The organism is Bacteroides sp. 3_1_13 (genome assembly GCF_001185845.1).
GTDB lineage: Bacteria > Bacteroidota > Bacteroidia > Bacteroidales > Bacteroidaceae > Bacteroides > Bacteroides xylanisolvens.
In genome coordinates this window covers 1,646,804-1,661,713 of sequence record NZ_KQ236955.1, presented here as the reverse complement: position 1 = coordinate 1,661,713, position 14,910 = coordinate 1,646,804, and the positions used below count along the sequence as shown (strand labels likewise).

Genomic DNA, 14,910 nt, shown 5'->3' with positions numbered 1-14,910 from the left:
GGCATCTTTAAATTTTCTATTCAAGAGTACTTTTAGACATTTCCGCTCAACGGTATCGGTTATTCCTTATTTAAAAGAAGATAGAATGGTATTTACCGTCGTATCAACCATATCAGCCGCCTTAAGTGAGCGCAGATTCTTCCAACCCAGCAAGTACTAAAGTTCTCTTCATATTTCGTGAACACTTTCTCACAATCCCGAAGCCGGCTGTTTTGCCTTTTCATAGCTGTTTGTATCTCTTTCATTCGAGCTATTTGCTCTCTTTGATACAAGAGTTCTTTGTCTTGATAGCCAATAATTTCAGCATATAAGTTACAGATATTTGCTTTTTCAATACATAGGTCTTCCAATGTGTCGATATACTCGGCTGTAACTCGATCCTTATTCTGATGCAGGAATCCGATAAGGCTTTCTTCATCAACAGTGGTGATACCTTTCTCATACGACATCGGGAATCTTTTCATATCCGCCCAAAGCCAAATTACTTCTTTGTTGATTCCATACTTGGCCGCCGCTTCTTCTACGCTAATCCATTTTGGCATAATGCTTTTGTTTTAATGTGTTCCACAATAAAAATGGAGTATTATTTTGTTTATGTGGAGCAACGGGCATTCACGTTTTCTGTATTTCGGGCGGACGGGGAATTGTTTAGGTTAGACTTTTGGGGTAATCATAACCGACCGGACACAAAAAAGACGTGAATGCTGTTGCACCATTATCCGGAATCAAGGCCTAGCGAAACCCTCCCAAAAGATAATAATGACAACAGACACCCACGTCAATCGTTTATATATAACACATCTTTTACGGATATGTTGATATAAGCCGTTAACGTGGAATATCTGTCGCATCATCTCTCCTTGGTTTAAATCGCTAGATTCTGATTCCGAGAGATAACACTTACATATTCCTAATTTAAGTAATATATAGCGCCTCCCGCTAATTTCATCACGCTGATGAGCAGAAAGCGTATGACAAAGATATACATATTTTTTTAAATGTGGTGGAAATATGGAAATAAATGCTGGAAGTTATGTATATTCAACAAGCCGACTCAATTGTAATTCTTGGAGGATTTGGTTCAGGACAGCCATATCCCTAAAATTTGATTCATTCCTGCACTGATTTGAGCCGAAATATGATCTCACAATATTTCACTAGAGATTTAAAAAGTGAAAATTTGCTGTCATCTGTCACCTGTTTGCATTTAAACATCTGATTATAAACGCACTATAATGTGACGGCAACCTGTGACAACACGGTGACAGCATCTTTGTTATCACCGAAGAAAGTTCTAAGTTAGTTTCTCTAACTTGAAACTTTAGTTTCAGCAAGGAGAAACTAGAGTTTCATAGGTGAGAAACAATAGTTTCAAGGATAGTGAAACTTTAGTTTCAAACGTGCGACACTAGGGTTTCAAGGCTTGAAACTGGAGTTTCTAAGGCGGGAAAGCAAATACTTCCTTACGGCTAAGAAATATGAACGATGTAAGTTGTGATTCTTAAGAAAGAGAGAAGGAAAAGAAACGGTGACAGCAAAAGTGCTATCACCGTGTTGTCACACACTGCTGTCACATCATAATATATTTGTAATTAGACATTTAAACACAAACAGGTGACAGATGACAGCAAATTTTCACTTTTTAAATCTCTAGTAAAGTGTTGTGAGATTATATTTCAGCTCATTTCCACACGATTTTACTCATTTCCGTACCGTTTTGAATAAAATAATGGAGTATTCTGGAAACGTTGTGGTAAATCTGAAAAAGATGATTGAGTTTTTAAGATTCCCCGTTATCTTTTTATTATAAGATATGGGTCAAAGGTGAGGGTTGGTGAGGGTAGATTTATAACCTTTTATTTTATTATTTTCTATACTATCTCCTTTTTTATCTATAAAAAAAAATACGAAAGTTATAAATCTACCCTCACCAACCCTCACCTTTGACCCATTCATTAGCGCACCGTTTAACTCATTTCAGTACAGTTCTTTATTAAATGGGAATTTATCGGTTAAATGAGAATTTATCGGCTAGGCTGAAAGCCTTACAATTATATATTTATTGGGGTGCCCTGAAAGGGCTTAATTATATAGCGTAGGGCAACGCCCTACGAAAAAAACACACCAGCCACAAGCCCTGAAAGGGCGGAACTGTATACAATTATGCCCTTTCAGGGCGCAAATTCAGATTGTCGTTTTTACGTAGGGCGTTGCCCTACGCTATATAATTAAGCTCTTTCAGGGCACTCCGCAAAATTATCATTTAGCTCATTTCTGCACCAAATAAATCTATTTTTAAGGAGTGATTATCCTGAATCAAATCCCCCAATTTTCAGACTGCGCCAGCAAGCTCTCTCATACATAAAAATAAAAATCCTCTTTCAATCTATCACCACTCTGTAAATACGATGAATAAAGAGTTTCAGAACGATGGTGATAGGTTGAAAGAGGTATTGACAAAATCAATAGGGAGAGAAAGAATTATACTTCCTCTACAATTTTCCAATCACCAATACTTCTTGTCGCACTATCGAAGTTAACTCCTACTTTTACAACTTTCCGATGATCAGGCTGATAAGGAATAATATACCCCTTACTATTTATTTGCTCCAGTGCTTCCTCCGGAGTTCCATCTACCTTAAATTCAAAGACATAAATGGCATCTTGCATCTTTACTACCACGTCTGCCCGTCCGATTGCACTTTTCACCTCTGTATCTACATACTGCCCCATCAAACGGAACAACAAATAGAAAATTGTCTGATAATGTTTTTCCTGCTTATTTTCCAAATCATTGGGAATTGAAGCAAAGAAAGACCTTATTCTCTCCAGACATTCGGTCAGTTTTCCGGCACGCAAATCCTTGATAAAAGAGACTACATAAAAGGTATTCTCACGGGCAGGTAAATGCACATACGCGGGCATAAGAGATTCTATGAATCCTTTCCGCACTTCTTTGTTAGGATAAGCCAATGTGTAGAGTTGGAACTCCGGATCATATCCCTTGATGGTAAGATAGCCGCTTTGATAAAGTACAGGAAGAGGATCGGTAATAACACTCGTTGGCGCATCAAACTGTTCTGCAGTAGCCGTTGCACCATCCAATTCGCGAATATCAAAATTACTCTGCTGCAATATATTAATTAAAAAAGTAGGTGTCCCGGTAGAAAACCAGAAATTGGCATATTTCTTCTGTGCAAAAGCATTGAACAAACTGAATGGATTGTAAATGTCTTCGCAGTTCTCACTAAAATGATACCCGTCATACTGCTGCTTCAAATGCGTACAAGCCTCCTCGTAGGTTTCATTATTAGCCTGTGCCATCATTTCAATATCAGTTTTCAATTGTGTACGCAATTCCCGTTCGGTTATGCCACAGATAGCACTATAATCATCTCTCATGCTGATATTCTGCAAATTATTCAGTTCACTGAAAATACTCATTTGACTGAATTTGCTAATACCTGTCAGGAAAAGGAAACGAAGATATTCTCCTTGCGCTTTCAAGGGACTAAAGAATTTCCGCATTTCTTCTCGAAGTTCATTTTGCAGTTCCGGCAAATGGTTACTGTCTAATAAAGGAGCATCGTATTCGTCGATAAGTACTACTACCGGTTTGCCCGTCTGTTCATAAGCACGACGAATCACTCCCCGGAAACGTTCCGCAGGCGTACCTTCTACTTCTTCCTTTCCATAGAGTTTTTCCCAATCGTATAGGTTCAGATTCAACTGTCCCAAAAGGTCGGAAAGTGCTGTGTACTTTGTCATACTGAAATCAAGGTGCAACACCGGATAGACATTCCACTCTTTCTCCAAACGCTCCATTGCCAAACCTTGAAACAAGTCCTTCTTCCCCCGAAAATAAGCATCAAGAGTGGACACCAGCAAACTTTTTCCAAAACGACGGGGACGACTCAAAAAATAAACCTTATTGGTATTAGCCAAACGATAAATCAACTCCGTCTTATCTACATAAACGTTGTTATTATTGCGTAAGTCTTCAAAATTCTGTATCCCTATCGGGTATATTCTGAAAGTAGTATCAGTAGTATCCATAATGCCTATTCTTATAAAATTGAAATGTAGACAAATATAGGCATTAAAATATAGACTTCAAACAGTACGTACTGTTTTCTACACTCCATTCAGTTAAAAGCAACTATACTTATACTTTCCTCTTTTTAAAAGCAATGAAGTACCCGGAAATTTATTACCTTTGTGTAATTGATTTATAAAACCGGAGTATATGAGCACTAAAATTTATCCCATCGGCATACAGAATTTCGAAAAGATTCGTAATGACGGCTATTTATATATTGATAAAACGGCATTGATGTATCAAATGGTAAAAACCGGTAGTTACTATTTCTTAAGCCGCCCGCGCCGCTTCGGAAAGAGTCTGCTCATCTCTACTCTTGAAGCCTATTTTCAAGGAAAAAAAGAACTGTTTACAGGACTGGCTGTAGAAAGGTTGGAAAAGGATTGGATTAAATATCCGATACTACATCTGGACCTTAATATCGAAAAATATGATACGCCGGAAAGTCTGGATAATATACTCGAAAAATCGTTGACTGCATGGGAAAAGCTCTATGGTGCCGAGCCATCCGAACGCTCATTTTCTTTGCGTTTTGCCGGTATCATAGAACGCGCCTGCAAGCAGGCAGGACAACGCGTAGTTATTTTGGTAGATGAATACGACAAACCCATGTTACAAGCTATCGGCAATGAAGAGTTGCAAAAACAATTCCGGAATACCTTAAAACCATTCTATGGGGCACTCAAAACAATGGATGGCTATATAAAGTTCGCGTTCTTGACCGGCGTTACAAAGTTCGGCAAAGTCAGTGTGTTTAGCGACTTGAATAATTTGGATGACATCTCAATGCGAAAAGATTATATTGAAATCTGCGGTGTCAGCGATCAGGAGCTTCATGAAAACTTAGATATCGAACTTCATGAGTTTGCAGAGACGCAAAGTTTGTCGTATGACAAACTCTGTACAAAACTAAAAGAATATTATGATGGCTATCATTTTACACATAATTCTATCGGTATATATAATCCGTTTAGTCTGCTCAACGCTTTCAAATATAAAGAATTCGGCAGTTATTGGTTTGAGACGGGGACACCTACCTATCTGGTTAAGTTACTAAAAAAGCATCATTATGATCTGGAACGGATGGCACACGAAGAAACTGATGCACAAGTACTGAATAGCATCGACTCCGAATCAACCAACCCGATTCCAGTGATTTACCAAAGCGGATACCTCACCATTAAAGGATATGACGAACGTTTTGGCATATACCGTTTAGGTTTCCCCAACCGTGAAGTAGAAGAAGGATTCATTCGCTTTCTGCTTCCTTTTTACGCGAATGTGAATAAGGTGGAATCCCCATTTGAAGTTCAAAAATTCGTCCGTGAAGTAGAAACGGGAGATTATGATTCTTTCTTCCACCGCCTGCAGAGTTTCTTTGCCGATACGACTTACGAAGTAATCCGGGAGCAGGAACTACATTATGAGAACGTGCTTTTCATTGTTTTCAAATTGGTTGGTTTCTATACCAAAGTGGAATACCACACCAATAACGGACGCGTAGATCTCATTCTGCAAACAGACAAATTCATTTATATTATGGAATTCAAGCTAAACGGAACAGCAGAAGAGGCTTTACAGCAAATTAATGACAAACGCTATGCGCTGCCTTTCGAAGCGGATGGACGGAAACTATTCAAGATAGGGATTAACTTCAGTGAGAAGACCCGTAATATCGAAAAATGGGTGGTAGAATTCTGAAGTATACCCCGCCTTGAAAAGAGACTGTTATTATTAACGTGGTGATCTTATTCCAATCCCGGCCACGCTTTTGTTGAATACGTAGCCTCAAGCGCATTTTCTAAATTATCATTCAGACTCGGGAAGAAATCGATTCCTGTCTTTTCTTCCAGTTCGTCTATTGATAATGCATAGTCAACAAGTTTTATTGTTTTTGCAGGTTTATTGTCTGTATGTTCCATCCAGAAGGCAATAGCTTTGAAAGAATCTCCCTTTTTAAACAACAAAGCCATATAATAATATTTAGGAACAGGCTTGCTACGGTCGCCACCTATATATTCTTTGACTTGTTCTTCCTTATCAATCGTTCCGCCTTTTACTACATACAAGGTATCTGAAGCTGTACAGCTACGCCCCCATGATTGCACCTGTCCCTCCAATGCTAACCAAACACCTGTATTAAAATTGTTCCGTTGTGGGCTCATATTTGTATAATAAAAGGTCTGGTCGTTAGCATCTTGTTTATAAAGTCGATCAGCGGAAGCACAGAGGTGCCCTCTATCATAACCTTTTCTCCCAAAATCTGTTTGAGTACGCTGATATTCCATATCAAGAGAAGGGTCCGGAATAAAATTATCGCCACGAGTTGCCCCTTGCAGTCTAGTTTGATTATCGAATCGAAAAGCAACCCAACGGGAATGCTTCTTACTCTTATCGTATTCCATACTGAAAGAGGTTACTTTCTGCCCATTGAAAGTGGTGCAGTGTGTTACAAACACATCGTTTGCACCATTGCGAAGTGCAGGTAGTTCTACGATGCCAGTGGCAAAATTATTAGAGTTGTTGTTCTCGTCTTTATCACAAGCACAGAAATTTATACATAATAAACTTAATACTATAATATTACACTTCATTCGATCAGCCATTTCTTCATTTCACATAAAAAGAACAAGAGAGGTTGCTGTTTATGACAACCTCTCTTGCAGTCATATAGATAGTTTATATCACTTGATATTAATACCAAAAATTATAGCTCTTTTATCACTAGTTGCCCCTTCAGTAGTGAACTTAATTGTAGTCGCAGCTGTAACTCCGCTCATTGCATACTGATAGAAGTCTGTATCTGCCGGAGCAATTGTAAATGGAGGATTATCTGCAGCACCAGCCGTTTTTCCATCTAAAGCAATCACTTTGCTTGTTGCACCTCCTTCAAATGTACCACCATTTTCTATTACGACTGTCAATTGACCAGTTTTACCAGTCCAACCAACTGCAAAGAAAGACAATTTACTTGCACCTGCTTGCAACATTGGAGAGTTCCAAGAACCAAAAGCTTTGCTTGTTCCTAATTTCAAAATTGAATATTTCTGGCCTCCAATTACAACTTTTCCTCCAGATGCTTTATTAGCATCAGGATCTGTACCTTCCGGCAATGTTATACTGCTGGTATAGACCTTATCACCTGGCTGTTCCGGATCAGTTCCGCCACTTTCACCTGTTACATATTTCACGTTATCAATCTGATATGTAGGTAAACTCTTATTCACGCCTGTACTTACAACAGTATATTGGAATCCAACAAATCCTATTTTATCATTATAATCACTCAAATCGATATTGATACCTCTCACCCATTCAAAATTAGTTCCAGAAGTAGGAATTTGGTTAGCTACAACTTCATTCTTAACAACTGTTCCATCAGCACTTTTTTGTAAGAAGAAGACCTTCAATACCATATCATCTTTCCAATTTGCTCCCGCACAGTCAAATGTGAATTTATTAGCCGAATTAACAATAAAGGCGGGAGTAATAAACCATGCCTCCATTGTTGCATCAGCAGCTATATTATAAGGAGTTGCTTTAATATATTTATCACTACTGTAAGTTGCAGTTTGCCAAAGATTAGCTGCTTGAATAGCTTTATTTGTCCATCCTTCTAAAGTGTAGTTTTTATTCTGTTCTGTGATATCTTCAAAGTCTGCTTCAAAAGTTGTTTTAGGGTTAGAATCATCCAATCCGAATGGGTCATCACCACCCGGAGTTTCTGTTCCACCGCCTTCACCATATACAATATCATCAATCCCATAAGTTTGTACTTCTGCCCCACGCAATGCAACATATTGGAAGCCAACAAAACCATTCTGCCCCGCATAAGTACTTAAATCTACCTTTAAATCACTTGTCCATTGATATGTACCAGAAGTAGGGATACCAGTAACAGATATTTCATGGCGTTCCATTTTACCATCTTTCATCTGCAAGAAGAATACCTTCAGAGACATTGTTTCAGAATACTTATTTACAGTAGCTTTAAAAGTAAATTGCTTATCTGCATTAACTGTAAAATAAGGAGTCACAAACCAATATTCTGCTGTCTCACCACTATTTACTCCATAAGTTGAAGCTGCCAAATATTTTTGAGGATCATAAATAGCACCTTGCCAAATTCTATTTCCTTTAACAGCCTTATTAATCCAACCAGCTTTTGAATAATCTGCCTGATGTTGAACATCATCAAAATTATTAGATAAATCTACTAATGGAGCTACTGATGTGTCTAATCCCAGAGGATTATCAGGATCTAGGTCTTCTCCACCTTGTTCTTCGCCAATCTCTTTATTATTAAATACTGCAGCTGTTGTATTTATTAATGCTGCTTTTCCAAAACCAGCACTTAACTCACCTTGAATCAATAAGACTCCTCCTTTATTTTCAGGATGGTCTTTCAAGTTTAAAGCAGTAGACAGTTCACTTCCATTCTTTATTTTTACCGGCAAGCATTTGCTTTCATTAGTTTCATCAGGACTTTCAGCTATCAGCACATTAGATGTTATAGTAAAAGGAGCTGTAAAACTAGCCTTATTGCCTGCAAATTCTCCTTTATCATCATATACATTTTCTATAGCACCCACAATGTATCCCTGCACCCAAGCTATAGAACCATCTTGTTTCTGTTGTGCAGCCTCTATATTATATGGATTCTCTTTCGTACCATCACCCGTCAATCCCGGAACATCACCTTCTCCCAATATATCATAAGGAGCCGGTACATCACTACATGAACTAAATGTGAACACCGCAAGCAGTGTCAAGAATAAAGCATTTAGAATCTTTTTCATAATTATATGTGTTAATTGAATTAATTATTTCGTTTGATATCGCTTAAAGTACGAACAACAACCTCCCACTGGTTATTGTAACGCAACAAAATACCTGTAATATTTACACTACCTTGCGGCATTACTTCCATTGAGAAGTTTGCATAAGCACTGGTATAAAGGAATAGATTACTTCCACTCTGCGTACCGTCAGCATAAGTGAAATAACGTTTTACTGAACCTTCATCTCCTGGAGCATAAGTCGCTGTTCCATCTGCTTCGGAAAGTTTTATATCTTTGAAAGTAACCAGTACCGGAGCTTCTTTCAAGTCTATAGCAGCAAGATCAGCTGGAGTAGTAATTTCAATCGGTGTCAGTTCTGGATAGTATAATTTAGGTTCATTAATCAGACGTACATGTTGTTTCCATACATATTCCGGCATACGGCCTACAGAATTATTATATACTGTTCCGATCTGTGCCTGTTTACGATAGCTACCTATCTGCAAACCCTTACAGTCGATTACCACTTTCTGTCCTACCGGGCAGAATGCATACAATCCGGTTGCATTAACACCAATAACGATAGCACCTGTCTCATCTGCTACCACCAGCTTCTTATATAAGTTCCCACTTTCGTCATCGCAGGTAATCACTCCTTCAATGCGCGTTTCACCTTCGATAGTGGTATAGGTATCTTTACTTGTATCAATGAAATCATTGTATTTCTCTTTCAGCGCAGCTATTGAAATGGTGCGTCCTTCCGGGATTGAATTATTGCCATAAGCATTTCCCGTCACCGGATCATCATAGTTCTCACAGGAAGTGAGACCTGCGCCACATAGCAGCAATCCGGTACATAATATAGATAGTAATTTCTTCATAATTGTTTCTTCCTTTCTTATTGTTTTGGATTGATAACTACACATTCTTAAAATCTATAACCAATGTTCAAGAAAGCGTTGAACGGGAATGCGTAGAAATACTTAGAGTTCTTAGAAAACTTGTAAACACGTGCGTCACCGTCTTTGTAATTATCATCACGGTTCTGTTCGAAACCACCTGTACGCAAATCTGTATTGTTCAAGATATTAGTCAAACTCAAATTAAGGCTAATGCTCTTTCCATTGCGTAAACGAATGTATTTTCCGATGGAAGCATCCAACATAAATCCACCATCCAGTTTCTCCTGACCCGGTACATGGAGAACCGGATTTCCATTAGCATCTACGCCGGCACCATTTTTATCCAATACGCTGCCAAGACGACGATAGCTTGAGAAATCGATATATACACGATCATAATAGTTTCCGGTCAAATTGAAGAACCAACCTTTTACGTTATAATCCAAAGCAAGGCTATAAGCAGAAAGCGGAGTACCATTAGCACGCATACCTTTAGCATAAACACGATCGAGGTTTGACTCATTCTCACTTTCATATGTCAATACAGCATCCGGATTATTGGTGTATTTAGCTTCACTCCAAGTACCGATAGCCGTCAATGAAAGTTCACTTGTCAACTTAAAGGTAGCCGCTGCTTCTATTCCCCAATGTTCCTTTTCAATGCCATTCATAGAAAGATAAGTGAAACGTGCTTCGCTATCATTATAAAAAGCATCCATTTCTACCTGATTCTGGAAGCGAGTGTAATAACCAGTCAAACGTCCCATCACCCATGGAGTGTTGAAGTTATAAGTCAAATCACCACCAATGATGCGCTCTGTTTTCAAGTCTCTCACAAAGTCATTCTTAATACGTGGAGCAATAAAAGAGTTATAGGCCAACGGTGCACGTTCTTCATATCCGGCATTCAACGTGAAAGAATGGTTACCATTGATAGCCCAATTCAAACCGGCTTTTATACCTCCTTCAAGGAATTTAGCCGTACCGCTGCTACCAAGTGATTTCAACGGAGCACGTCCGTTTCTCATCAATCCATCGCGGAACATCTGTGTAGATCCTATCTTACCGGAAGCAAAATAGTTTAATGACCCGCCATTGTTACCCTGATAACGCACCCATGCACTCTGCTTATTCACATAGATGTTATAATCATAACCAAATTTATCACCTTCACCAATACGGCGGTTAGGATTATTAAGATCATTTTGCACCATACTGGAACTAGCTCCATGATCGCGCACTGCAAATTTGTCGACGTCAGTATAAAGCTGTCCGCCCAGCAAATCCTTCATTTTTTTATAATGCATACCTTTGGTTGTATTCACGGCAACTCCCGCAATGTAGCTGTTGTGTTCATTCCATTGATGATTGAATACCGAACTAAAGTTGAAAGCCAACTGATCATCATGACGTTCTTCTACATAATAAAGTGTCTCTTTACCTAATGCATTCGCCTGTTTATTGGCAAAATAAAGAGCATCCCAATCTAACTGACGATAAGCTTTATTATTTTTCCAATTATCTGTAACTTCATTAAACTGCTGCAATTCATCGGCAGTAGGAACAGATTCCCATACATCAAAGATTGAGCTAGGCAACTTTTTATAATAATCCGGGCGTGGATCGGCCGCATTACCATTCCAGCCTAGAGCACTTTTCCCATAGTTAGAATATTTGAATCCGGCACTTGTCACTAATTTCTTATTATCATCAATGGTGAAATTCCATGAAGCAATAGCCGATGGTTCGAACTGACGTACAATACGTGCATTTCGTTTTTCTCCATTCTGATATCCCCAGTTCGGATTATAATAATGACTGTTCGCTAAATAATAAGCTTCTTCGGTTGCCGCCATTTGCTGTCCTCTCTCTGTCGGTGTTCCCCAAGTTGCCAAAGAGAGACTATGGCGTTCGTTGAATACTTTCTCCGCACCGAGGAAGTAAGAAAAAGAATTATATTTGATTCCTTCAATATTTCCCTCATTACCCCAGCGATAACCTAATGATCCGGTAAATGCCCAACCATTGTTCATCAGACCTGTAGAATAAGTATACATTCCACGCAAAATGTAGTTGCGGTTACTACCTGACAGTGTTAGTTTTGAGCCAGCCGCATATTGGCTGGCACGTAAATTGATATTGGTGGCACCTCCTATCGCACCAAAAGTAAAGTTGTTAAATTCAAAAGGACCGATCCCTTCCTTATTACGGGTAGCATCGTTCAATCCTCCTATTAATCCGTAGCTGAAACGTCCTGTTTCTGCATCATTAAACTGTACCCCATTGATATACATGTCACTGTACTGGGAATCATATCCCCTTACACGAAATCTCATTGGGCTAAACAGATAACCTACATTTGACAGATAAACATCATTGTTAGAAGTGACCAATGCAGATGTGCTCTGTGCTGCATCATCATCCTCATTCAATTGTGATTCTGTAAACATGAAAGAAGCATTGTCCTCACGGGCGTTTTGCTTTGCCTTTTGCTGCGCAAAAAGTGCTGGCATTAAGCAAAATAGCACGATCGCTAACCCTAGTCGTTGTTTCATAATTTAATTTATATTAATGTTAATTGGTCTTTCATTTTGCAACATAAAAGAAATATGTTGTTACGCAAAATAACAAAGAATTTTATATATAACAATGTTTTTTGCAAAAAAAGTAACTAGCAAGGGTGGTTTTTCCGTTTTCTTTTTAGATATTTGTCATACAAATGACAAATTACCCACTTTTAAAATCAATTTTAAAGATGAAAAAAAGCTTAATGACTTTAGGTGTACTCGCTCTTTTTGTCCTCATGGCCTACGGACAAGAAAAGAAATTTGCCCTCTACAGTGTAGCGTTCTACAATATGGAGAATTTGTTTGACACCATTCATGATGAAGGTAAGAATGACTACGAGTATCTTCCTAACGGTACTAATCAGTGGAATACGATGAAGTATAAGGCTAAGCTGAAAAACATGTCGGAAATATTAAGTATGTTAAGTACCGACAAGTTACCAATGGGTCCCGCCATTATCGGCGTTTCTGAAATCGAAAATTACAGAGTATTGGAGGACATACTGAAACAACCTGCTTTAGCGGACAGAGGGTACCAATATGTTCACTACGAAGGAGCAGACCAACGTGGTGTGGACTGTGCTTTCTTCTATAATCCCAAATTGTTTGAACTGACAAATAGTAAACTCGTACCTTATGTATATATCAATGATACGGTGCATAAGACACGTGGTTTCCTGATTGCCAGCGGTAATATCGCAGGTGAGAAAATGCACTTTATCGTCAATCACTGGCCTTCGAGAGCAGCTACTTCTCCGGCGCGTGAACGCGCAGGGGAGCAGGTTAGAGCGATCAAAGACTCACTGTTAAGGGAAGACTCCGCAGCCAAAATTGTTATCATGGGGGATATGAATGACGACCCGATGGATAAAAGTATGGCCGTAGCACTTGGAGCTAAACGTAAGCCTGCTGATGTAGGACCTACAGATTTGTACAATCCTTGGTGGGATACTTTGAAAAAAGGATACGGAACTCTGATGTACAAAGGCAAATGGAATTTGTTCGATCAAATCGTATTCACCGGGAATTTATTGGGCACTGATCGCAGTACACTGAAATTCTATAAACATGAAATCTTCCGCCGTGATTTTATGTTCCAAAAAGAAGGGAAATACAAAGGTTATCCTAAACGGACGCAAGCAGGTGGTGTATGGCTAAATGGGTATAGCGATCACTTGCCTACTATTATTTATCTAATTAAAGAAGTGAAATGACAAAAGCATTATTTAAACTATTCATCCTGTTCATAGCCTGTAGCACTGCAATCTCATGTAGTGAGCAGGATTCGCCTGAACTTCCGGACAATCCGGGCAATACCAATCAAGGAATTGCCTCTATTGACCAAACGCAAATCAATGCAAATGGAGGCGGATTTATCATCCGTGTAAAAGCTGATGGCACATGGCAGGCTTCAAGCAGTGAGACTTGGTGTACATTGAGTAGAGCATCTGGCAATGGAAATGGCTCTATCAGTGGATATATGAAAGCAAATACCGGAGCTGAACGAAGTGTCATTATTACAATCATAGCAGGGAAAGAAAAAGCAGAGTTTACACTCAAACAATTAGCAGGCAATGGCTCAAATCCAGATCCTGATCCAGACCCGGAAAAGCCTTCAGGATATGCAGGGAGGATTGAAATTCCAGCTTTGCGTTCTGGAGATATGTATAAGTTCATCACACACACTACTAAAGAGAATAACAAAGAGATTATTACTTATAGCTATGAGTATGATTGTAACAAAATGCATTCTCGTTGGGTCGCATGCACTTTTAGCACCGCCACTTCTGACCAAGATGCAGGAAGAAATGAGAACTTTACAGAAGATCTTTCATTACCTCCAGCATACAGACTTGGAGAAAAAGCTTTTTCTGGTTCTAACTACAGTAGAGGACATTTAATAGCTTCCGAAGACAGACAATATTCAGTAGCAGCCAACAAAAAAACATTCTACATGTCAAATATGAGTCCACAAATTCAAGATGGATTCAACGGAGGTATTTGGCTAAATTTAGAAAGACAAGTTCAAAGTAAAGGCTATAGCATTACTAATTCAAAAGATACATTATATGTAGTAAAAGGGGGAACAATTAGGGATGACCAGATACTAAAATATATATCTGATGGCTCTCATAATATAGCCGTTCCCAAATACTATTTTATGGCACTGTTATCCCTTAAAGATGGAAAATATTCTGCCATAGGGTATTGGTTTGAGCATAAATCTTATAATAGTAAAGAACCCTTTTCTAAATATGAGGTTACTATAGACGAGTTAGAAGCTAATACGGATATTGATTTTTTCCCTAATCTTCCTTCCGATATAGAAAAAGACGTAGAAAAGAGTAAAGACAACTGGAAATGGTAACAAGTCATACCACTACTTAAAGGTATTCAACAAATATCTCAACCTTGAATTTAAATGAAGAGTAAGTTCCTTTTTAATGAAATTTACTCTTCATTTTTTATCCATTTCACTTTATCGAGTATAGTCGATAAAAACACCTCTATTTTATCGATTATATTCGACAAAATAGAAGATTACTAGAACTAAGACCAAT

Annotated in this window: 9 protein-coding genes; 3 read left to right on the top strand and 6 right to left on the bottom strand. The window is 38.6% G+C overall.

Features of this window, described 5'->3' with window-relative positions:
* Window positions 1–92: 92 nt before the first annotated feature.
* A complete protein-coding gene (locus HMPREF9009_RS05945) occupies window positions 93–542 on the bottom strand; it encodes a hypothetical protein (RefSeq protein ID WP_049701699.1) in 450 nt (149 codons plus the stop codon).
* Between the two features lie 1,939 nt (window positions 543–2,481).
* The gene (locus HMPREF9009_RS05940) at window positions 2,482–4,056 is read right to left on the bottom strand and encodes an ATP-binding protein (RefSeq protein ID WP_004313876.1); all 1,575 of its coding nucleotides are present in this window, start codon (window positions 4,054–4,056) and stop codon (window positions 2,482–2,484) included.
* Between the two features lie 190 nt (window positions 4,057–4,246).
* On the opposite strand from HMPREF9009_RS05940, the gene HMPREF9009_RS05935 reads away from it, so the two are divergent.
* The gene (locus HMPREF9009_RS05935) at window positions 4,247–5,800 is read left to right on the top strand and encodes an ATP-binding protein (RefSeq protein WP_049701698.1); all 1,554 of its coding nucleotides are present in this window, start codon (window positions 4,247–4,249) and stop codon (window positions 5,798–5,800) included.
* A 47-nt stretch (window positions 5,801–5,847) separates the two neighbouring features.
* Here HMPREF9009_RS05935 and HMPREF9009_RS05930 read toward each other — a convergent pair whose 3' ends face one another.
* The 4 genes from HMPREF9009_RS05930 to HMPREF9009_RS05915 form a co-directional block, all read right to left on the bottom strand.
* Window positions 5,848–6,693, bottom strand: a complete 846-nt coding sequence (locus HMPREF9009_RS05930; RefSeq protein WP_049701697.1) for a DNA/RNA non-specific endonuclease — start codon at window positions 6,691–6,693, stop codon at window positions 5,848–5,850.
* A 90-nt stretch (window positions 6,694–6,783) separates the two neighbouring features.
* Complete coding sequence (locus tag HMPREF9009_RS25895; RefSeq protein WP_178286101.1) at window positions 6,784–8,898, bottom strand: choice-of-anchor J domain-containing protein; 2,115 nt, start codon at window positions 8,896–8,898, stop codon at window positions 6,784–6,786.
* Between the two features lie 20 nt (window positions 8,899–8,918).
* Window positions 8,919–9,761, bottom strand: a complete 843-nt coding sequence (locus tag HMPREF9009_RS05920) for a DUF5689 domain-containing protein (RefSeq protein ID WP_004313872.1) — start codon at window positions 9,759–9,761, stop codon at window positions 8,919–8,921.
* Window positions 9,762–9,808: 47 nt separating this feature from the next.
* Window positions 9,809–12,337 (bottom strand): TonB-dependent receptor, encoded by a 2,529-nt coding sequence (locus HMPREF9009_RS05915; RefSeq protein ID WP_049701696.1) that lies wholly within the window; start codon window positions 12,335–12,337, stop codon window positions 9,809–9,811.
* Between the two features lie 200 nt (window positions 12,338–12,537).
* Here HMPREF9009_RS05915 and HMPREF9009_RS05910 point away from each other — a divergent pair, with 200 nt between their 5' ends.
* Window positions 12,538–13,563, top strand: coding sequence for an endonuclease/exonuclease/phosphatase family protein (locus HMPREF9009_RS05910; protein ID WP_049701695.1), 1,026 nt, complete (start codon window positions 12,538–12,540; stop codon window positions 13,561–13,563).
* Entirely contained in the window at window positions 13,560–14,717 is a 1,158-nt protein-coding gene (locus HMPREF9009_RS05905; RefSeq protein ID WP_004313869.1) for a DNA/RNA non-specific endonuclease, read from the top strand. Before HMPREF9009_RS05910 ends, HMPREF9009_RS05905 begins: the two co-directional genes overlap by 4 nt.
* Window positions 14,718–14,910: the final 193 nt, after the last annotated feature.